Annotated in this window: 29 protein-coding genes and 4 pseudogenes; 32 read left to right on the top strand and 1 reads right to left on the bottom strand. The window is 40.7% G+C overall.

From position 1 onward, the window contains the following. The first annotated feature begins 4 nt into the window (after positions 1–4). The 32 genes and pseudogenes from rplD to A3GS_RS12170 form a co-directional block, all read left to right on the top strand. On the top strand, positions 5–628 hold the full coding sequence (gene rplD, locus A3GS_RS0102415; RefSeq protein ID WP_018363827.1) for a 50S ribosomal protein L4: 624 nt from the start codon (positions 5–7) through the stop codon (positions 626–628). Beyond that, a complete protein-coding gene (locus tag A3GS_RS0102410; protein WP_018363826.1) occupies positions 628–924 on the top strand; it encodes a 50S ribosomal protein L23 in 297 nt (98 codons plus the stop codon). The genes rplD and A3GS_RS0102410 overlap by 1 nt, the downstream gene beginning before the upstream one ends. A 17-nt stretch (positions 925–941) precedes the next feature. Then, positions 942–1,775: a 50S ribosomal protein L2 gene (gene rplB, locus A3GS_RS0102405; RefSeq protein ID WP_018363825.1), complete on the top strand. Its 834-nt coding sequence runs from the start codon at positions 942–944 to the stop codon at positions 1,773–1,775. A gap of 196 nt (positions 1,776–1,971) precedes the next feature. Continuing rightward, a complete protein-coding gene (rpsS, locus tag A3GS_RS0102400) occupies positions 1,972–2,250 on the top strand; it encodes a 30S ribosomal protein S19 (RefSeq protein ID WP_000533765.1) in 279 nt (92 codons plus the stop codon). Positions 2,251–2,265: 15 nt separating this feature from the next. Continuing rightward, the gene (gene rplV, locus A3GS_RS0102395) at positions 2,266–2,610 is read left to right on the top strand and encodes a 50S ribosomal protein L22 (protein WP_018363824.1); all 345 of its coding nucleotides are present in this window, start codon (positions 2,266–2,268) and stop codon (positions 2,608–2,610) included. 12 nt (positions 2,611–2,622) lie between these two features. After that, positions 2,623–3,276 carry a 30S ribosomal protein S3 gene (gene rpsC / locus A3GS_RS0102390; RefSeq protein ID WP_018363823.1) on the top strand — a complete coding sequence of 218 codons (654 nt, stop codon included), beginning with the start codon at positions 2,623–2,625 and terminating at the stop codon, positions 3,274–3,276. A gap of 3 nt (positions 3,277–3,279) precedes the next feature. Continuing rightward, on the top strand, positions 3,280–3,693 hold the full coding sequence (gene rplP, locus A3GS_RS0102385) for a 50S ribosomal protein L16 (protein ID WP_003062852.1): 414 nt from the start codon (positions 3,280–3,282) through the stop codon (positions 3,691–3,693). Between the two features lie 9 nt (positions 3,694–3,702). Next, entirely contained in the window at positions 3,703–3,909 is a 207-nt protein-coding gene (gene rpmC, locus A3GS_RS0102380; RefSeq protein ID WP_018363822.1) for a 50S ribosomal protein L29, read from the top strand. Positions 3,910–3,936: 27 nt separating this feature from the next. Continuing rightward, positions 3,937–4,197: a 30S ribosomal protein S17 gene (gene rpsQ / locus A3GS_RS0102375; RefSeq protein WP_002944482.1), complete on the top strand. Its 261-nt coding sequence runs from the start codon at positions 3,937–3,939 to the stop codon at positions 4,195–4,197. 24 nt (positions 4,198–4,221) lie between these two features. Further along, the gene (gene rplN, locus A3GS_RS0102370) at positions 4,222–4,590 is read left to right on the top strand and encodes a 50S ribosomal protein L14 (protein ID WP_000615920.1); all 369 of its coding nucleotides are present in this window, start codon (positions 4,222–4,224) and stop codon (positions 4,588–4,590) included. Positions 4,591–4,673: 83 nt separating this feature from the next. Beyond that, a complete protein-coding gene (gene rplX / locus A3GS_RS0102365; RefSeq protein ID WP_018363821.1) occupies positions 4,674–4,979 on the top strand; it encodes a 50S ribosomal protein L24 in 306 nt (101 codons plus the stop codon). Positions 4,980–5,002: 23 nt separating this feature from the next. Next, the gene (gene rplE / locus A3GS_RS0102360) at positions 5,003–5,545 is read left to right on the top strand and encodes a 50S ribosomal protein L5 (protein ID WP_018363820.1); all 543 of its coding nucleotides are present in this window, start codon (positions 5,003–5,005) and stop codon (positions 5,543–5,545) included. A gap of 17 nt (positions 5,546–5,562) precedes the next feature. Beyond that, positions 5,563–5,748, top strand: coding sequence for a type Z 30S ribosomal protein S14 (locus tag A3GS_RS0102355; RefSeq protein WP_001085697.1), 186 nt, complete (start codon positions 5,563–5,565; stop codon positions 5,746–5,748). 61 nt (positions 5,749–5,809) lie between these two features. Then, positions 5,810–6,208: a 30S ribosomal protein S8 gene (rpsH, locus tag A3GS_RS0102350; protein ID WP_018363819.1), complete on the top strand. Its 399-nt coding sequence runs from the start codon at positions 5,810–5,812 to the stop codon at positions 6,206–6,208. A gap of 318 nt (positions 6,209–6,526) precedes the next feature. After that, positions 6,527–7,063, top strand: a complete 537-nt coding sequence (rplF, locus tag A3GS_RS0102345) for a 50S ribosomal protein L6 (RefSeq protein WP_018363818.1) — start codon at positions 6,527–6,529, stop codon at positions 7,061–7,063. A 101-nt stretch (positions 7,064–7,164) separates the two neighbouring features. Next, a complete protein-coding gene (gene rplR, locus A3GS_RS0102340) occupies positions 7,165–7,521 on the top strand; it encodes a 50S ribosomal protein L18 (protein ID WP_003001342.1) in 357 nt (118 codons plus the stop codon). 17 nt (positions 7,522–7,538) lie between these two features. After that, the gene (gene rpsE, locus A3GS_RS0102335) at positions 7,539–8,033 is read left to right on the top strand and encodes a 30S ribosomal protein S5 (RefSeq protein ID WP_018363817.1); all 495 of its coding nucleotides are present in this window, start codon (positions 7,539–7,541) and stop codon (positions 8,031–8,033) included. A gap of 14 nt (positions 8,034–8,047) precedes the next feature. Beyond that, the gene (gene rpmD / locus A3GS_RS0102330) at positions 8,048–8,230 is read left to right on the top strand and encodes a 50S ribosomal protein L30 (protein WP_018363816.1); all 183 of its coding nucleotides are present in this window, start codon (positions 8,048–8,050) and stop codon (positions 8,228–8,230) included. 176 nt (positions 8,231–8,406) lie between these two features. Beyond that, positions 8,407–8,847, top strand: coding sequence for a 50S ribosomal protein L15 (gene rplO / locus A3GS_RS0102325; RefSeq protein WP_018363815.1), 441 nt, complete (start codon positions 8,407–8,409; stop codon positions 8,845–8,847). A gap of 15 nt (positions 8,848–8,862) precedes the next feature. Next, a complete protein-coding gene (gene secY / locus A3GS_RS0102320; RefSeq protein WP_018363814.1) occupies positions 8,863–10,167 on the top strand; it encodes a preprotein translocase subunit SecY in 1,305 nt (434 codons plus the stop codon). Positions 10,168–10,343: 176 nt separating this feature from the next. Then, positions 10,344–10,982 (top strand): adenylate kinase, encoded by a 639-nt coding sequence (locus A3GS_RS0102315; RefSeq protein ID WP_018363813.1) that lies wholly within the window; start codon positions 10,344–10,346, stop codon positions 10,980–10,982. 117 nt (positions 10,983–11,099) lie between these two features. Further along, complete coding sequence (gene infA, locus A3GS_RS0102310; protein ID WP_001040189.1) at positions 11,100–11,318, top strand: translation initiation factor IF-1; 219 nt, start codon at positions 11,100–11,102, stop codon at positions 11,316–11,318. A 25-nt stretch (positions 11,319–11,343) separates the two neighbouring features. Then, positions 11,344–11,460 carry a 50S ribosomal protein L36 gene (gene rpmJ / locus A3GS_RS12175; RefSeq protein WP_002959355.1) on the top strand — a complete coding sequence of 39 codons (117 nt, stop codon included), beginning with the start codon at positions 11,344–11,346 and terminating at the stop codon, positions 11,458–11,460. A gap of 17 nt (positions 11,461–11,477) precedes the next feature. Further along, positions 11,478–11,843 carry a 30S ribosomal protein S13 gene (rpsM, locus tag A3GS_RS0102305; protein ID WP_018363812.1) on the top strand — a complete coding sequence of 122 codons (366 nt, stop codon included), beginning with the start codon at positions 11,478–11,480 and terminating at the stop codon, positions 11,841–11,843. A gap of 17 nt (positions 11,844–11,860) precedes the next feature. Beyond that, positions 11,861–12,244: a 30S ribosomal protein S11 gene (rpsK, locus tag A3GS_RS0102300; RefSeq protein WP_003080097.1), complete on the top strand. Its 384-nt coding sequence runs from the start codon at positions 11,861–11,863 to the stop codon at positions 12,242–12,244. Positions 12,245–12,291: 47 nt separating this feature from the next. After that, positions 12,292–13,230 carry a DNA-directed RNA polymerase subunit alpha gene (locus tag A3GS_RS0102295; RefSeq protein WP_018363811.1) on the top strand — a complete coding sequence of 313 codons (939 nt, stop codon included), beginning with the start codon at positions 12,292–12,294 and terminating at the stop codon, positions 13,228–13,230. Between the two features lie 15 nt (positions 13,231–13,245). Further along, positions 13,246–13,632, top strand: a complete 387-nt coding sequence (rplQ, locus tag A3GS_RS0102290) for a 50S ribosomal protein L17 (protein ID WP_018363810.1) — start codon at positions 13,246–13,248, stop codon at positions 13,630–13,632. Positions 13,633–13,959: 327 nt separating this feature from the next. Then, positions 13,960–14,145: a hypothetical protein gene (locus A3GS_RS0102285; protein WP_018363809.1), complete on the top strand. Its 186-nt coding sequence runs from the start codon at positions 13,960–13,962 to the stop codon at positions 14,143–14,145. Further along, a complete protein-coding gene (gene tnpB, locus A3GS_RS0102280) occupies positions 14,126–14,362 on the top strand; it encodes an IS66 family insertion sequence element accessory protein TnpB (protein ID WP_018363808.1) in 237 nt (78 codons plus the stop codon). The genes A3GS_RS0102285 and tnpB overlap by 20 nt, the downstream gene beginning before the upstream one ends. Positions 14,363–14,529: 167 nt before the next feature. Beyond that, positions 14,530–14,655: pseudogene (locus A3GS_RS13275) on the top strand (hypothetical protein); the annotation flags it as partial. A gap of 34 nt (positions 14,656–14,689) precedes the next feature. Next, positions 14,690–15,431, top strand: a pseudogene (locus A3GS_RS0102270) (IS66-like element short variant transposase); the annotation flags it as partial. A 102-nt stretch (positions 15,432–15,533) separates the two neighbouring features. Next, positions 15,534–16,145: pseudogene (locus A3GS_RS12170) on the top strand (IS66 family transposase); the annotation flags it as partial. Positions 16,146–16,196: 51 nt separating this feature from the next. Here the strand turns inward: A3GS_RS12170 and A3GS_RS11350 are convergent. Further along, positions 16,197–17,342: pseudogene (locus A3GS_RS11350) on the bottom strand (ISL3 family transposase); the annotation flags it as partial.

Below are 17,342 nucleotides of genomic sequence, written 5' to 3'. Positions count from 1 at the left end.
TAAAATGGCAAACGTAAAACTATTTGACCAAACTGGTAAAGAAGTTAGCTCAGTTGAATTGAACGACGCTGTCTTCGGTATCGAACCAAACGAATCAGTAGTATTTGATGTCGTGATTAGCCAACGCGCTAGCCTTCGCCAAGGTACTCACGCAGTTAAAAACCGCTCTGCAGTATCTGGTGGTGGACGTAAACCATGGCGTCAAAAAGGAACTGGACGTGCACGTCAAGGTTCTATTCGCTCACCACAATGGCGTGGTGGTGGTGTTGTCTTCGGGCCAACTCCACGTTCATACGGATACAAACTTCCACAAAAAGTTCGTCGCCTTGCTTTGAAATCAGTTTACTCAGCAAAAGTTGCTGAAGATAAATTTGTAGCTGTAGAAAGCCTTTCATTTGCAGCTCCAAAAACTGCTGAATTTGCAAATGTACTTTCAGCACTTAACGTTGACTCAAAAGTACTTGTAATCCTTGAAGAAGGAAATGAATTTGCAGCTCTTTCTGCACGTAACCTTCCAAACGTAACAGTTGCAACTGCAACTACTGCAAGTGTTCTTGACATCGTGAACGCAGACAAACTTCTTGTTACTAAAGAAGCAATCTCTACAATCGAGGAGGTTCTTGCATAATGAATTTGTACGACGTAATTAAAAAACCTGTCATCACTGAAAAATCTATGATTGACCTCGAAGCAGGGAAATATACATTTGAAGTTGACACTCGTGCACACAAACTTTTGATCAAACAAGCTGTTGAAGCTGCATTTGACGGAGTTAAAGTTGCAAACGTAAATACTGTTAACGTTAAACCAAAAGCTAAACGCGTTGGTCGTTACACAGGATTCACTAATAAAACTAAAAAAGCTATTATCACTCTAACAGCTGATTCTAAAGCAATCGAGTTGTTCGCAGCTGAAGCTGAATAATCTAAGGAGGAATTAACGTGGGTATTAAAGTTTATAAACCAACGACAAATGGCCGTCGTAACATGACTTCTTTGGATTTTGCTGAAATCACAACAAGTACTCCTGAGAAATCATTGCTTGTTTCACTTAAAAACAAAGCTGGTCGTAACAACAACGGTCGCATTACTGTACGTCACCAAGGTGGCGGACACAAACGTCACTACCGTTTGATTGACTTCAAACGCAACAAAGACGGCGTTGAAGCAGTTGTTAAGACTATCGAGTATGATCCAAATCGTACAGCTAACATCGCTCTTGTACACTACACTGACGGTGTGAAAGCTTACATTCTTGCACCAAAAGGTCTTGAAGTAGGTCAACGTATCATTTCTGGTCCAGATGCAGATATTAAAGTTGGTAATGCACTTCCACTTGCAAATATCCCAGTTGGTACAGTTATCCACAATATTGAACTTCAACCAGGTAAAGGTGCCGAGCTGATTCGTGCCGCTGGAGCTTCTGCTCAAGTGCTTGGTCAAGAAGGTAAATATGTTCTTGTTCGTCTTCAATCAGGTGAAGTTCGTATGATTCTCGGAACTTGTCGTGCTACAATCGGTACAGTTGGTAACGAACAACAATCACTTGTCAACCTTGGTAAAGCTGGTCGTACACGTTGGATGGGTATCCGTCCTACAGTTCGTGGTTCTGTAATGAACCCTAACGATCACCCACACGGTGGTGGTGAAGGTAAAGCACCAGTTGGACGTAAAGCGCCATCTACTCCTTGGGGTAAACCTGCGCTTGGTCTTAAAACTCGTAATAAGAAAGCTAAATCAGACAAACTTATCGTTCGTCGTCGTAACGAAAAATAGGCGGCCGAGCAGAAGGTTGTTAAAACTTCGTAGCGAGACCCCCGCACAGTTGACGAGGAAAATAGCAAGTTGAAAAATGCCGCTATTTGACCGTCAACCACTGCGCCGGTTGGTTATGATACATCCGCCAACTCGGTAGTGCGCCTTGGGCGCACAGGCCGCTGTGGTACAATATTTTAAAGGAGAAAACTACAAAATGGGACGTAGTCTTAAAAAAGGACCTTTCGTCGATGAGCATTTGATGAAAAAAGTTGAAGCTCAAGCAAATGACGAAAAGAAAAAAGTAATCAAAACTTGGTCACGTCGTTCAACGATTTTCCCAAGTTTCATCGGATACACAATCGCAGTTTATGATGGACGTAAACACGTACCAGTTTACATCCAAGAAGACATGGTAGGTCACAAACTTGGTGAATTTGCACCAACCCGTACCTACAAAGGTCACGCAGCTGACGATAAGAAAACACGTCGTTAATAGGAGGAGGACACAATGGCAGAAATTACTTCAGCTAAAGCAATGGCTCGTACAGTGCGTGTTTCACCTCGTAAAACACGTCTTGTTCTTGATCTTATTCGTGGTAAGAACGTTGCTGACGCAATCGCAATCTTGAAATTTACTCCAAACAAAGCAGCTCGCGTTGTTGAAAAAGTTCTTACCTCTGCAATTGCAAACGCAGAAAATAACTTTGGTTTGGAAAAAGCTAATTTGGTAGTATCTGAAACATTCGCCAACGAAGGACCAACAATGAAACGTTTCCGTCCACGTGCGAAAGGTTCAGCTTCACCAATCAACAAACGCACAACTCACGTCACTGTAGTTGTGTCAGAAAAATAAGGAGGTAAAATCGTGGGTCAAAAAGTACATCCAATCGGTATGCGTGTCGGGATCATCCGTGACTGGGATGCGAAATGGTATGCTGAAAAAGAATACGCGGATTACCTTCATGAAGATCTTGCAATCCGTAAATTCATTCAAAAAGAATTGGCAGACGCTTCAGTTTCACAAATCGAAATCGAACGTGCTGTAAACAAAGTAATCGTATCACTGCATACTGCTAAACCAGGTATGGTTATCGGTAAAGGAGGAGCAAACGTTGATGCTCTTCGTGCTCAACTTAATAAATTGACTGGAAAGCAAGTTCACATCAACATCGTTGAAATCAAATCACCAGATCTTGATGCTCACCTTGTTGGTGAAAATATTGCTCGCCAACTTGAACAACGTGTTGCTTTCCGTCGTGCTCAAAAACAAGCTATCCAACGTACAATGCGTGCAGGCGCTAAGGGAATCAAAACTCAAGTATCTGGTCGTTTGAACGGTGCTGATATCGCCCGTGCTGAAGGTTATTCAGAAGGAACTGTTCCACTTCACACACTTCGTGCAGATATCGACTACGCTTGGGAAGAAGCTGACACTACTTACGGTAAACTTGGTGTTAAAGTTTGGATCTACCGTGGTGAAGTTCTTCCAGCTCGTAAAAACACTAAAGGAGGCAAATAACAAATGTTAGTACCTAAACGTGTTAAACACCGTCGCGAATTCCGTGGAAAAATGCGCGGTGAAGCTAAAGGTGGTAAAGAAGTCGCATTCGGTGAATACGGTCTTCAAGCTACTACTAGCCACTGGATCACAAACCGTCAAATCGAAGCTGCCCGTATTGCGATGACGCGTTACATGAAACGTGGTGGTAAAGTTTGGATTAAAATCTTCCCACACAAATCATACACTGCTAAAGCTATCGGTGTACGTATGGGTTCTGGTAAAGGGGCACCTGAAGGTTGGGTAGCACCAGTTAAACGTGGTAAAGTGATGTTTGAAATCGCTGGTGTATCTGAAGAAGTCGCACGTGAAGCACTTCGTCTTGCTAGCCACAAATTGCCAGTTAAGACTAAATTCGTGAAACGTGAAGCAGAATAAGGAGAAATCATGAAACTTCAAGAAATTAAAGATTTTGTTAAAGAGCTTCGTGGTCTTTCTCAAGAAGAGCTTGCTAAGAAAGAAAACGAACTTAAGAAAGAACTTTTCGACCTTCGTTTCCAAGCTGCAGCAGGTCAACTTGATCAAACTGCTCGTTTGAACGAAGTGAAAAAACAAATTGCACGTGTAAAAACAGTGCAAACTGAAAAAAAATAATAGATTGGGAAAGGAGAAATTCTAATAATGGAACGTAATCAACGTAAAACCCTTGTTGGACGCGTAGTATCTGACAAAATGGATAAAACAATCACTGTTGTAGTTGAAACTAAACGTAACCACCCAGTCTATGGTAAACGTATCAACTATTCTAAAAAATACAAAGCACATGATGAAAACAACGTCGCTAAAGAAGGCGATATCGTGCGTATCATGGAAACTCGTCCACTGTCAGCTACAAAACACTTCCGTCTTGTAGAAGTTGTGGAAGAAGCTGTTATTATCTAATCAAACTAAAAGGAGAAAATTGAAATGATTCAACAAGAAACTCGCTTGAAAGTTGCTGATAATAGCGGTGCTCGTGAGATCTTGACTATCAAAGTTCTTGGTGGTTCAGGACGTAAATTCGCTAACATCGGTGACGTCATCGTTGCATCTGTAAAACAAGCTACTCCTGGTGGGGCAGTTAAAAAAGGCGATGTTGTTAAAGCTGTTATCGTTCGTACAAAAACTGGTGCTCGCCGTCCAGACGGTTCATACATCAAATTTGACGACAACGCAGCGGTGATTATTCGTGACGACAAAACTCCTCGCGGAACTCGTATCTTCGGCCCAGTTGCACGTGAATTGCGTGAAGGTGGCTATATGAAGATTGTATCACTTGCACCAGAAGTACTTTAATCTAAAATTAAAACAAACTTAGTCCCCTGACGTTTGTCAGGGTGCCCAGTAGGGCGTAAGAAATAATTAGGAGAAAAGCTCAAATGTTTGTAAAAAAAGGCGACAAAGTTCGCGTTATTGCTGGTAAGGACAAAGGCGTTGAAGCTGTAGTTCTCAAAGCTCTTCCAAAGGTAAACAAAGTTGTTGTTGAAGGTGTTGCAATCGTCAAAAAACACCAAAAACCAAACGCCGAAAACCCTCAAGGTGCTATCGTGGAAAAAGAAGCGCCAATCCATGCATCAAATGTTCAAGTTCTTGATAAAAATGGTATTGCAGGGCGTGTTGGTTACAAAGTTGTAGACGGCAAGAAAGTTCGTTACAACAAAAAATCAGGCGAAGTGCTTGATTAATCACGAAGGAAAGGAGAAGCATAATGGCAAATCGCTTAAAAGAAAAATATACTAAAGAAGTTGTTCCTGCGTTGACAGAAAAATTCAACTACACATCTGTCATGGCTGTGCCAAAAGTTGAGAAAATCGTTCTTAACATGGGTGTTGGTGATGCTGTATCAAACGCTAAAAACCTTGAAAAAGCTGCTGCTGAATTGGCACTTATTTCAGGTCAAAAACCACTTATCACTAAAGCTAAGAAATCAATCGCTGGCTTCCGTCTTCGTGAAGGTGTTGCAATCGGTGCTAAAGTTACCCTTCGTGGCGAACGCATGTACGAATTTTTAGATAAATTGGTTACTGTTTCACTTCCACGTGTACGTGACTTCCATGGTGTTCCAACAAAATCATTTGACGGACGCGGAAACTATACACTTGGTGTGAAAGAACAATTGATCTTCCCAGAAATCAACTTCGACGATGTTGATAAAGTACGTGGTCTTGATATCGTTATCGTTACTACTGCTAATACTGACGAAGAATCACGTGAATTGCTTAAAGGTCTTGGAATGCCTTTTGCAAAATAATCTAGGAGGTAAATAAATTGGCTAAAAAATCAATGATTGCTAAGAACAAACGCCCAGCGAAGTTCTCTACGCAAGCTTACACACGTTGCGAAAAATGTGGTCGTCCACATTCTGTTTACCGCAAGTTTAAACTTTGCCGTGTTTGCTTCCGTGAATTGGCTTACAAAGGTCAAATTCCTGGTGTTACTAAAGCTTCTTGGTAATCCAAGAATCATTAACTAGCAAGTGAACAATTCAAACTACTAGTAAGAGGAGAAATTTAAAATGGTTATGACTGACCCAATTGCAGACTTTTTGACACGTATTCGTAACGCTAATCAAGCGAAACATGAAGTACTTGAAGTGCCTGCATCAAACATCAAAAAAGGGATTGCTGAGATCCTTAAACGCGAAGGTTTTATAAAAAACGTTGAAGTTATCGAAGATGATAAACAAGGTATCATCCGTGTCTTCCTTAAATATGGACAAAATGGTGAGCGTGTTATCACAAACTTGAAACGTGTATCAAAACCAGGTCTTCGTGTTTACACAAAACGTGAAGATATGCCAAAAGTTCTTAACGGACTTGGAATTGCAATTGTTTCAACATCAGAAGGTCTTTTGACAGACAAGGAAGCACGTCAAAAGAATGTTGGTGGAGAAGTGATCGCCTACGTTTGGTAAAATCATGATACGAAGAGCATAAGAGGCCAAGTGAAATAGGGCATCTAGCGGAGAATGTTTGCACTCTAGGAAAATGTATCTTTTTCACACAGGCCCTAGCTCGTGTTCAAATCAGATTTTATCAGACTTCTAACCGAGATATGTAATTGAACTCGCCTACAAGTCTCTGAAAAAAAGATAAACTTCACCTAGATGTTAGCATCTTTGATTTGTTTTCCTATTTTTCTGTGACTTGCTTGACGGCTCTAGTATCATGGTTGCCCCGTGAAAACTCGTCGCGTAAGCGGCCTGACAATTTAACAGGAGAAAATAAAAACTATGTCACGTATTGGTAATAAAGTTATTACTTTGCCTGCTGGTGTCGAAGTTACTAACAACGACCATGTTGTTACTGTAAAGGGACCTAAGGGCGAACTCACTCGTGAGTTTAACAAAAATATTGAAATCAAAGTCGAAGGAACCGAAGTTACTCTTCATCGTCCAAACGACTCAAAAGAAATGAAAACAATCCACGGTACAACTCGTGCTAACTTGAACAACATGGTTGTTGGTGTTTCTGAAGGTTTCAAAAAAGAACTTGAAATGCGCGGGGTTGGTTACCGTGCTCAACTTCAAGGTTCAAAACTCGTACTTTCTGTTGGTAAATCTCATCAAGATGAAGTTGTTGCTCCAGAAGGGATCACTTTTGAAGTACCAACACCAACTACAATCAACGTACTTGGAAGCAATAAAGAAGTTGTTGGTCAAACAGCTGCTTACATTCGTAGCCTCCGTTCGCCAGAACCATACAAAGGTAAAGGGATTCGCTACGTTGGTGAATTTGTACGTCGTAAAGAAGGTAAAACAGGTAAATAATAGATTATGTCAGTTTAGCAAGAGCTTGCTTGCTTACCTGTCATGCTCTAGAATTTACATATTGTCATTTGACAAGATCTAAATTTAAAGAGGTGAAAATTGTGATTTCGAAACCAGATAAAAATAAAATCCGCCAAAAACGCCACCGTCGCGTTCGCGGTAAACTCTCTGGAACTGCTGATCGCCCACGTTTGAACGTATTTCGTTCTAATACAGGCATCTACGCTCAAGTAATTGATGACGTAGCGGGTGTAACGCTCGCAAGTGCATCAACTCTTGACAAAGAAGTTTCTAAAGGAACTAAAACAGAACAAGCCGTTGTTGTCGGTAAACTTGTTGCTGAACGCGCAGTAGCTAAAGGTATTTCTGAAGTGGTCTTTGACCGCGGTGGATATCTCTATCACGGACGTGTGAAAGCTTTGGCTGACTCAGCTCGTGAAAACGGATTGAAATTCTAATAGGAGGACACTAAGAAATGGCTTTTAAAGATAACGCAGTTGAACTTGAAGAACGCGTTGTTGCGATTAACCGTGTTACTAAAGTTGTTAAAGGTGGACGTCGTCTTCGTTTCGCAGCATTAGTAGTAGTTGGTGACCGCAATGGTAACGTAGGCTTTGGTACTGGTAAAGCACAAGAAGTACCAGAAGCTATTCGTAAAGCAGTTGAAGCTGCTAAGAAAAATATGATTGAAGTTCCTATGGTTGGTACAACAATTCCTCACGAAGTTCATTCAGAATTTGGTGGAGCCCGCGTTTTGTTGAAACCTGCTGTTGAAGGGGCTGGAGTTGCCGCTGGTGGTGCTGTTCGTGCCGTCATCGAATTAGCTGGTGTTGCAGATGTTACATCTAAATCACTTGGTTCAAATACTCCAATCAACATCGTTCGTGCAACTGTTGAAGGTTTGAAACAACTTAAACGTGCAGAAGAAGTTGCTGCTCTTCGTGGCATCTCAGTTTCTGATTTGGCATAAGAAAGGAGATTATCATGGCTCAAATTAAAATTACTTTGACTAAGTCTCCAATCGGTCGCATCCCTGCACAACGCAAAACAGTTGTTGCCCTTGGACTTGGTAAATTAAACTCTTCAGTTGTTAAAGAAGATAACGCTGCTGTTCGTGGTATGATCAATGCAGTATCTCATTTGGTAACTGTTGAGGATGTTAAATAATTGATAAGATATTCTTATCAGGGCAATGCAGTTTATCTGCTGCGCAACATAATCTTTAAGTCGCTGGGTTTTCCTTGCGACTTAATCTGAATTAAGAAAAGCATAGGCGAGTCTCTGCGTGGAGTCCTTTTCCCTACGTAGAGGCGCTAGCATTATGCAAAAAAAGGAGAAATAGAATGAAACTTCATGAACTTAAACCTGCAACAGGTTCTCGTAAAGTCCGTAACCGTGTAGGTCGTGGTACATCATCAGGTAACGGTAAAACATCTGGCCGTGGTCAAAAAGGTCAAAAGGCTCGTTCAGGCGGCGGTGTTCGTCTTGGTTTTGAAGGTGGACAAACTCCATTGTTCCGTCGTATGCCAAAACGTGGATTTTCAAATATCAACGCTAAAGAATACGCTCTTGTCAACCTTGATCAATTGAACGTCTTTGACGATGGCACAGAAGTAACTCCAGTTGTTCTTAAAGAAGCTGGAATTGTTCGTGCTGAAAAATCAGGCGTTAAAATTCTTGGTAATGGTGAACTGACTAAGAAATTGACTGTTAAAGCAGCGAAATTCTCAAAATCTGCTGAAGCAGCAATCACTGCAAAAGGTGGTTCAATCGAAGTCATCTAATGAGGAGGACTCAGGATGTTCTTTAAAATACTCAAAGACGCTTTGAAGGTAAAAAATGTAAGAAATAAAATTTTCTATACTCTTTTTATCATCCTCGTCTTTCGTATCGGTACTCACATTACAGTGCCAGGTATTAATGTAAAAAGTCTTGAACAACTTAGTGATCTTCCTTTTTTAAATATGTTAAACCTCGTTTCTGGTAATGCTATGACTAACTTCTCTGTTTTTTCAATGGGGGTTAGTCCATACATCACTGCTTCAATCATCGTTCAACTTTTGCAAATGGACATTTTGCCTAAGTTTGTTGAATGGGGTAAACAAGGTGAGGTCGGCCGTCGTAAACTCAACCAAGCAACGCGCTATATTACATTAGCTATTGCTTTTGTTCAGTCTATCGGTATTACAGCCGGATTTAATACGTTGTCAAGTATTGCTTTGGTATCTACCCCTAACGTTCAAACCTATGTTTTAATTGGTTTATTATTGACGACTGGGAGCATGATTGTAACTTGGTTAGGTGAACAGATTTCGGACAAAGGTTTCGGAAACGGTGTTTCAATGATTATCTTTGCAGGTATCATTTCATCTATTCCAAGTGCAGTTTCGACGATTTACGAAGATTTCTTTGTCAATGTTCGTTCAAGCGATTTGACACATTCATATATTTTTGTTGGTATTTTGATTTTAGCAGTCTTGGCAATCGTCTTCTTTACGACTTTTGTTCAACAAGCTGAGTATAAAATTCCAATTCAATATACTAAACTTGCTCAAGGGGCACCAACAAGTTCTTACCTACCGTTAAAGGTGAATCCTGCCGGCGTTATTCCCGTTATCTTTGCCAGCTCGATTACAACCATTCCAAGTACGATTATTCCTTTATTGCAACATGGTAAGGAAATTCCTTGGTTGACTAACCTTCAGTCTATTTTTAATTATCAAACAGCAACGGGTATGGTTATCTATGCCATTCTCATCATTCTCTTCTCATTCTTCTATACATTTGTACAAGTTAATCCGGAAAAAACTGCAGAAAACTTACAGAAGAATGCGTCCTATATTCCAAGTGTTAGACCTGGACGTGAGACAGAAGAATATATGTCATCCTTGCTGAAAAAATTGGCGACTGTAGGTTCTATCTTCCTAGCTTTCATTTCTTTAACACCAATCATTGCTCAACAAGCGATGAATCTTTCTTCAAGTATTGCACTTGGAGGAACAAGTTTGTTGATTTTGATTTCAACAGGTATTGAAGGAATGAAACAACTAGAAGGCTATCTCTTGAAAAGACAGTATGTTGGTTTTATGGATACAACAGAATAGAGTATAGGTTGACTTAGTCAGCCTTCTATTTTGCTTTTTAATAAGTCTAGCAGTAGTTGTTAGATTTATTTGAAAACAAAATTGAGTTCAGACCGAGAATGGTATCATTAGTTGAATTCTTACTCTTTGACTACTTTTCTTTAATTGGACCTCTTATTCTTTAAAAGGAGACGATCATGAATCTTTTAATCATGGGCTTACCAGGTGCTGGTAAAGGAACCCAAGCGGCAAAAATTGTTGAAGAATTTGGTGTAGCACATATCTCTACTGGTGATATGTTCCGTGCAGCAATAGCCAACCAAACTGAAATGGGTAAATTAGCAAAATCTTACATTGATAAAGGCGAGCTAGTTCCAGATGAAGTGACAAATGGTATTGTTAAAGAACGTCTAGCACAAGAAGATATTTCAGAAAAAGGTTTCTTACTAGATGGTTATCCACGCACAATTGAACAAGCTTATGCTTTGGATGAAACGTTATCTGAGCTGGGTATCAAATTGGACGGTGTCATCAATATTGAAGTTGATCCTGCTTGCTTAGTTGAACGTTTGAGTGGCCGCATTATCCATCGTGAAACAGGGGCGACTTATCATAAAGTCTTTAATCCACCAGTTGATTATAAAGAAGAAGATTATTATCAACGTGAGGATGACAAACCTGAGACTGTAAAACGCCGTTTGGATGTTAATATTGCTCAAGGTCAACCTATTCTGGATCACTATCGTAAAGCAGGTCTTGTTTCAGATATTGAAGGTAATCAAGACATTGCCGATGTCTTTAAAGATGTTGAGAATGCGATATTGGCTATGCAATAATTTTAGATTTTCTACTTGCACAAGTAGAAAACTCGTGATATACTAGGATAGTCTGACTTATAATTGTTACCTCTGTATCCAGAGGGCATCAAATCGAAATTTAGGGGGTACTTTTGCGTGGCAAAAGAAGATGTGATTGAAATTGAAGGCAAGGTTGTTGAGACAATGCCAAATGCAATGTTTACTGTTGAATTGGAAAATGGACACCAAATTTTAGCAACTGTATCAGGAAAAATCCGTAAAAACTACATCCGTATTTTGGTAGGTGATCGTGTTACTGTTGAAATGAGCCCATACGATTTAACACGTGGACGCATCACATACCGCTTTAAATAATCGAAATAATTGGAGGGATTAAAACATGAAGGTAAGACCATCGGTTAAACCAATTTGCGAATACTGTAAAGTAATTCGTCGTAACGGTCGTGTTATGGTAATTTGTCCATCAAATCCAAAACACAAACAACGTCAAGGATAAGATAGAAAGGAGAAAAAATGGCTCGTATTGCTGGAGTTGATATTCCAAATGATAAACGTGTAGTAATTTCACTTACTTATGTATACGGAATTGGTCTTGCAACATCTAAGAAAATCTTGGCAGCAGCTGGTGTTTCAGAAGATATCCGTGTTAAAGATTTGACTTCGGATCAAGAAGATGCAATCCGTCGTGAAGTTGACTCAATTAAAGTTGAAGGTGACCTTCGTCGTGAAGTTAACTTGAACATCAAACGCTTGATGGAAATCGGTTCATACCGCGGAATCCGTCACCGTCGTGGACTTCCTGTCCGTGGACAAAACACTAAAAATAATGCTCGCACTCGTAAAGGTAAAGCTGTTGCGATTGCTGGCAAGAAAAAATAAAATAGGAGGTATAAAAATTGGCTAAACCAACACGTAAACGTCGTGTGAAGAAAAATATCGAATCTGGTATTGCACATATTCACGCTACATTTAATAACACTATTGTTATGATTACAGATGTACATGGTAATGCTCTTGCTTGGTCATCAGCTGGTGCTCTTGGTTTCAAAGGTTCTCGTAAATCTACACCTTTCGCTGCACAAATGGCTGCTGAGGCTGCTGCAAAATCGGCACAAGAACATGGTCTTAAGACAGTTGAAGTCACTGTAAAAGGTCCTGGTTCAGGTCGTGAGTCTGCTATTCGTGCGCTTGCTGCTGCTGGACTTGAAGTAACTGCAATTCGTGACGTGACTCCTGTACCACATAATGGTGCTCGTCCTCCAAAACGTCGTCGTGTATAATCATAAATTTTAATAGTATACAGGATTCGTTTTTGAGGGGTAAATAGATGATTGAGTTTGAAAAACCAATAATAACAAAAATTGATGAAAATAAAGATTATGGCAGATTTGTCATCGAGCCACTTGAACGCGGCTATGGTACAACTCTAGGTAATTCTCTTCGTCGTGTACTCTTGTCTTCACTTCCTGGTGCAGCAGTTACGTCAATTAAAATTGATGGAGTACTTCACGAATTTGATACTATTCCTGGTGTACGCGAAGATGTGATGCAAATCATCCTTAACATTAAGGGTCTTGCTGTAAAATCTTACGTCGAAGACGAAAAAATTATTGAACTAGATGTTGAAGGTCCTGCAGAAGTGACTGCTGGAGATATCCTGACAGATAGTGATATTGAAATTGTAAATACTGATCATTATCTTTTTACAATCGCTGAGGGACACAGCTTGAAGGCGACAATGACCGTTGCAAAAAATCGTGGTTATGTTCCAGCTGAAGGTAATAAAAAAGATGATGCACCAGTAGGAACGCTGGCGGTGGATTCTATCTATACACCGGTGAAAAAAGTTAACTATCAAGTTGAGCCTGCCCGTGTTGGTAGCAATGATGGCTTTGATAAATTAACAATTGAAATCATGACAAATGGCACAATCATTCCTGAGGATGCTTTAGGTCTTTCAGCCCGTGTTCTTATTGAACACTTGAACTTGTTTACTGATCTTACTGAAGTTGCTAAAGCGACAGATGTGATGAAGGAAACAGAAAAGGTGAACGATGAGAAAGTACTTGACCGTACCATCGAAGAGCTTGATTTGTCAGTACGCTCATATAACTGCCTTAAACGTGCAGGAATCAATACTGTATTTGATTTGACAGAAAAAACTGAGCCTGAAATGATGAAAGTTCGTAACCTTGGACGCAAGAGTCTTGAAGAAGTTAAAGTTAAACTTGCCGACCTTGGTCTCGGACTAAAAAACGATAAATAAATAGAGGAGGACACAATGGCTTACCGTAAACTAGGACGCACTAGCTCACAGCGTAAAGCAATGTTGCGCGATTTGACAACTGACCTTTTGATTAACGAATCAATCGTTACAACTGAAGCACGTGCAAAAGAAATCCGTAAAACAGTTGAAAAAATGATTACTCTTGGTAAACGTGGTGACTTACACGCTCGTCGTCAAGCAGCTGCTTATGTACGTAACGAAATTGCATCAGAAAATTATGATGAAGCTACTGATAAATATTCAGCACAAACAGCACTTCAAAAACTTTTCGATGACATCGCACCTCGTTATGCTGAACGTAACGGGGGATATACACGTATTCTTAAAACAGAACCACGTCGTGGTGATGCTGCTCCAATGGCTATCATTGAATTAGTATAAATCATCAATTTTGTTGAGTGTTATGATGATGGAATTAAAAATTCTTAGTCTAGCTCTGGTCAGCCGCTGGAGGGTCCTCCAGCGGTAACACTCATCATATTGGTAGGTAACGCTTGTTTACGAAATATCTCTACTTGTAAAGGTATTTCGTAAGCAGGCGTTTTTTGACTCTTGTCAACTGTAGTGGGTGACTTATAACTAAGCACGAGAGGAGACAAATGTTGTCTTCTCTTTTGTGCTGTTCAAAGGTAAGCGCCCCATAACAAGGTATCTATCCAATCACTCACTCCTCCAGTATACTGTAATAAAAAAACTGGAGGATTTTTTATGTCACAACCCATCGTCCCATTGACTGTTCCTAAATCACGACGCTTTGAAAAGAAAAGCAGAAACGATATTCTGATGAAAATTCGTATCGGAAAAACGGAAGTCACATTCTTCCAATCTATCAACTCTGAAGTATTGGAAACAATCTTGGATAAGGTACTGCTCTATGACAATCCGGCTCAGTGATCTAGGTCAAGTCTACTTGGTTTGCGGAAAAACGAATATGCGTCAGGGGATTGATTCACTCGCTTACCTTGTCAAAAGTCAATTCAATTTGGATCCCTTTTCAGGTCAGGCCTATCTCTTCTGCGGCGGTCGAAAAGACCGATTCAAGGCTCTTTACTGGGATGGACAGGGATTTTGGTTATTGTATAAACGTTTTGAAAATGGGAAATTGACCTAGCCAAACAATGAAGAAGAGGTCAAGGCTCTAACTTCCGAACAAGTAGACTGGCTCATGAAGGGATTTTCTATCATCCCAAAAATAAATGTTTCAAAAAATCGTGATTTCTATTGAAATCATGGCTTTTCTTTCGGTATAATGAAATAAAATGAAGGAGGCTCAATAGCATGGATGAGTTATTAGCAATTATTAAACAACAGACCTCAACGATTGAACAACTTACCAATGAGCTAACCCTCCTTCGTGAACAGGACGATTATCTGAGACAGAAACTTTACGGAAAATCATCAGAGAAGGTTGTATATCAACCCGGTCAGCTGAGCTTGTTTGGGGAGGAAAGCCTCCCTGAAGGAAGAAGCTGACTTACCCAGTTGAAACAGAGATTATCACTTATAAACGCAAGAAAGCTAAGGGAGTTCGTCAGGCTATTTTTAGTCAGTTCACTCCAGAGATAGTTCATCACGAATTGCAGGGTGAAGACTGTACTTGTCCAGACTGTCATGGACAGTTGAAAGAGATTGGTTCTACCGTTCAACGACAAGAGTTAGTCTTCATTCCTGCACAGTTAAAGCGGATTGACCATGTTCAACACGCATACAAGTGTCAGGCCTGTAGTCAGAAGAATCTGAGCGATAAGATTATAAGGGCTCCCATTCCTAAGGCACCTTTGGCACACAGCTTGGGTTCAGCCTCTATCATCGCCCACACCATTCACCAGAAATTCAATCTGAAGGTGCCAAATTACCGCCAGGAGGAGGACTGGCATAAGCTTGGCCTGCCCATCAGTCGGAAGGAGATAGCCAACTGGCATATCAAGTCTAGTCAGTATTATTTCGAGCCGATTTATGACCTGTTACATGAGAAATTACTGAAACAACCTATTCTCCATGCGGATGAGACTTCCTACAAGGTCTTAGAAAATGATAGTGAGTTGACCTTCTACTGGACCTTCTTGTCTGGTAAGCATGAGAAAAATGGCATCACCCTCTATCATCATGACAAACGACGGAGTGGCTTGGTTGTGGAGGAATTTCTTGGGGATTATGCGGGCTACGTACATTGTGACATGTTACGGCAGTAACTTAGGACTTTAGTCCTTTAGTTCTGCCTATGCGATAGCAGTCCAAGGTTTAGGAGCGAAGCGACGCTAAGCTTGGTTAACTGCGAACTGCTGTCAGCCTATCGGCAGTTAAACAAGGCTCAGCTGGTTGGTTGTTGGGCTCACGTCAGACGAAAGTTTTTTTGAGGCGACTCCTAAGAAGACAGACAAGACTTCTTTAGGAGCCAAGGGATTAGCCTATTGCGACCGCCTATTTGCCTTAGAGAATGACTGGGCAGATTTGTCTACTGAGGAACGACTACATAAACGTCAGACAGAGTTAGCCCCTTTGATGGACGAATTCTTTGACTGGTGTCGCATTCAGGCTGTCTTGCCGGGTTCTAAATTGGGCACTGCATAGAGTATAGCCTCAACTACGAAACCACTTTCCGAACCGTTCTCTCGGACGGTGACTTAGTCCTGTCTAACAATATGGCTGAAAGGGCAATGAAGACATTGGTGATGGGCCGTAAAAATTGGTTGTTTTCTCAAAGCTTTGAGGGAGCCAAGTCGGCAGCTGTCATTCTGAGTCTTTTGGAAACTGCTAAACGACATGGCCTTGATGCAGAGAAATATATGACCTATCCTCTAGAACACTTACCTAACGAGGAGACGCTCGCAAAAAAAGAGGTGCTAGAGGCCTATTTGCCATGGAAGGAAAAAATTAAAAGAGTGTGTAAATAGAAAAAGGTTCCAGGGTCGACAGGACTTTGGAGCCTTTTTCAATATACTTTGTTATTGGGCGATTACGTTCAAAGCGAGGTAAATGCGTTTTTTAAAGTTGTCAAAGTTCCGATAGCCAAAAGCATTGCGCTTGATATCCTTGATGAGTTTATTGGTAGCTTCTAGTTTAGCGTTAGAATAAGGCAATTCAATGGCATTAGTGATATAGCTTTTGTAGCGCATAAAGGTTTTCAAAGCAGTTTTAAAGGTGTGATTGAGCTGAGGTAAAACCTCTTGAATTAAACCAAAGAAATGGTCGGTATTTTTCTCTTGAAAATGAAACAGGAGCAGTTGGTACAGGTCATAATAACCTTTTAATTCAGGAACGCGCTTGACTATCTTATCAAGACATTGTCTAGGCGTTAGCGTTTCTCTAAAAGTTCTAGAGTAGAAAGCCTTAAGCGACAGTTTCCGACTGTCCTTTTGAATGAGCTTCCAGTAGTATTTAAGAGCTCTGTATTCAAGGGATTTCTTGTCATATTGCTTCATAATTTGAATGCGGGTTTGATTGAGCGCTCTGCTCATGTACTGCACAATATGAAAGCGGTCAAGGACGATTTTGGCGCAAGGAAACAATTGTTTAATGATAGGAATGTAGCTGCCAGACATGTCCACGGTTACCACTTTAACCTGCTCACGAACCCTTCTAGGAGACTTGTAGAAGTCGTTTTTGATGGTTGATTGCCTGTTGTTTTCAAGGATGGTGACGATCTTCCTCGTCTCAAAATCTTGTGCAATGAAGGCGAGCTTGCCCTTATTTCGAGAGAATTCATCCCAACTCAAAACTGTAGGAAGTTTGGAGATCCTCTTTGAAGGTGAACTGTTCTAGCTTTCTCTGAACGGTAGAGACGGAGATATGAAGTTTCTTTGCGATAGCTGAGTTAGTCAACCTCTCTGTATGGAGCTGTGTGATTTTAGCCCAGACAGGTTTGGAAATCTGCCCGTTTTTCTGAACGAGAGAGGTCTCAGCCACNCTCACTCTGCGACAAGCCTTGCACTGAAAGCAACACTTTTTTGAGCTTAAGGACGGTGGGCATTCCTTGGATATCAAGAAGTGGGATAGTTGATGTTTTCTGAAAGTTGTATGTCATCATTTTTCCCTGACAATGGGGACAGTCAGAAGCTTGATAATCCAACTTTGCCCGTATCACGATGTGG

The organism is Streptococcus caballi DSM 19004, from assembly GCF_000379985.1.
In the GTDB taxonomy this organism is placed as follows: Bacteria; Bacillota; Bacilli; order Lactobacillales; family Streptococcaceae; genus Streptococcus; species Streptococcus caballi.
The sequence above is the reverse complement of the archived record's forward strand: the minus strand, read 5'-3'. Positions and strand labels throughout refer to the sequence as shown.

What these genes read in the sequence shown, in the direction of transcription:
- rpmC (WP_018363822.1), top strand. Translation starts at nt 3,703, where the DNA reads ATGAAACTTCAAGAAATTAAAGATTTTGTTAAAGAGCTTCGTGGTCTT.
- tnpB (WP_018363808.1), top strand. Translation starts at nt 14,126, where the DNA reads ATGACAATCCGGCTCAGTGATCTAGGTCAAGTCTACTTGGTTTGCGGA.
- secY (WP_018363814.1), top strand. Translation starts at nt 8,863, where the DNA reads ATGTTCTTTAAAATACTCAAAGACGCTTTGAAGGTAAAAAATGTAAGA.
- A3GS_RS0102410 (WP_018363826.1), top strand. Translation starts at nt 628, where the DNA reads ATGAATTTGTACGACGTAATTAAAAAACCTGTCATCACTGAAAAATCT.
- rpmJ (WP_002959355.1), top strand. Translation starts at nt 11,344, where the DNA reads ATGAAGGTAAGACCATCGGTTAAACCAATTTGCGAATACTGTAAAGTA.
- rpsH (WP_018363819.1), top strand. Translation starts at nt 5,810, where the DNA reads ATGGTTATGACTGACCCAATTGCAGACTTTTTGACACGTATTCGTAAC.
- rpsM (WP_018363812.1), top strand. Translation starts at nt 11,478, where the DNA reads ATGGCTCGTATTGCTGGAGTTGATATTCCAAATGATAAACGTGTAGTA.
- A3GS_RS0102295 (WP_018363811.1), top strand. Translation starts at nt 12,292, where the DNA reads ATGATTGAGTTTGAAAAACCAATAATAACAAAAATTGATGAAAATAAA.
- rpmD (WP_018363816.1), top strand. Translation starts at nt 8,048, where the DNA reads ATGGCTCAAATTAAAATTACTTTGACTAAGTCTCCAATCGGTCGCATC.
- rpsS (WP_000533765.1), top strand. Translation starts at nt 1,972, where the DNA reads ATGGGACGTAGTCTTAAAAAAGGACCTTTCGTCGATGAGCATTTGATG.
- rplP (WP_003062852.1), top strand. Translation starts at nt 3,280, where the DNA reads ATGTTAGTACCTAAACGTGTTAAACACCGTCGCGAATTCCGTGGAAAA.
- rplD (WP_018363827.1), top strand. Translation starts at nt 5, where the DNA reads ATGGCAAACGTAAAACTATTTGACCAAACTGGTAAAGAAGTTAGCTCA.
- rplN (WP_000615920.1), top strand. Translation starts at nt 4,222, where the DNA reads ATGATTCAACAAGAAACTCGCTTGAAAGTTGCTGATAATAGCGGTGCT.
- rplQ (WP_018363810.1), top strand. Translation starts at nt 13,246, where the DNA reads ATGGCTTACCGTAAACTAGGACGCACTAGCTCACAGCGTAAAGCAATG.
- rplF (WP_018363818.1), top strand. Translation starts at nt 6,527, where the DNA reads ATGTCACGTATTGGTAATAAAGTTATTACTTTGCCTGCTGGTGTCGAA.
- rpsQ (WP_002944482.1), top strand. Translation starts at nt 3,937, where the DNA reads ATGGAACGTAATCAACGTAAAACCCTTGTTGGACGCGTAGTATCTGAC.
- rplO (WP_018363815.1), top strand. Translation starts at nt 8,407, where the DNA reads ATGAAACTTCATGAACTTAAACCTGCAACAGGTTCTCGTAAAGTCCGT.
- rpsE (WP_018363817.1), top strand. Translation starts at nt 7,539, where the DNA reads ATGGCTTTTAAAGATAACGCAGTTGAACTTGAAGAACGCGTTGTTGCG.
- rplE (WP_018363820.1), top strand. Translation starts at nt 5,003, where the DNA reads ATGGCAAATCGCTTAAAAGAAAAATATACTAAAGAAGTTGTTCCTGCG.
- rplV (WP_018363824.1), top strand. Translation starts at nt 2,266, where the DNA reads ATGGCAGAAATTACTTCAGCTAAAGCAATGGCTCGTACAGTGCGTGTT.
- rplX (WP_018363821.1), top strand. Translation starts at nt 4,674, where the DNA reads ATGTTTGTAAAAAAAGGCGACAAAGTTCGCGTTATTGCTGGTAAGGAC.
- A3GS_RS0102315 (WP_018363813.1), top strand. Translation starts at nt 10,344, where the DNA reads ATGAATCTTTTAATCATGGGCTTACCAGGTGCTGGTAAAGGAACCCAA.
- A3GS_RS0102285 (WP_018363809.1), top strand. Translation starts at nt 13,960, where the DNA reads ATGTCACAACCCATCGTCCCATTGACTGTTCCTAAATCACGACGCTTT.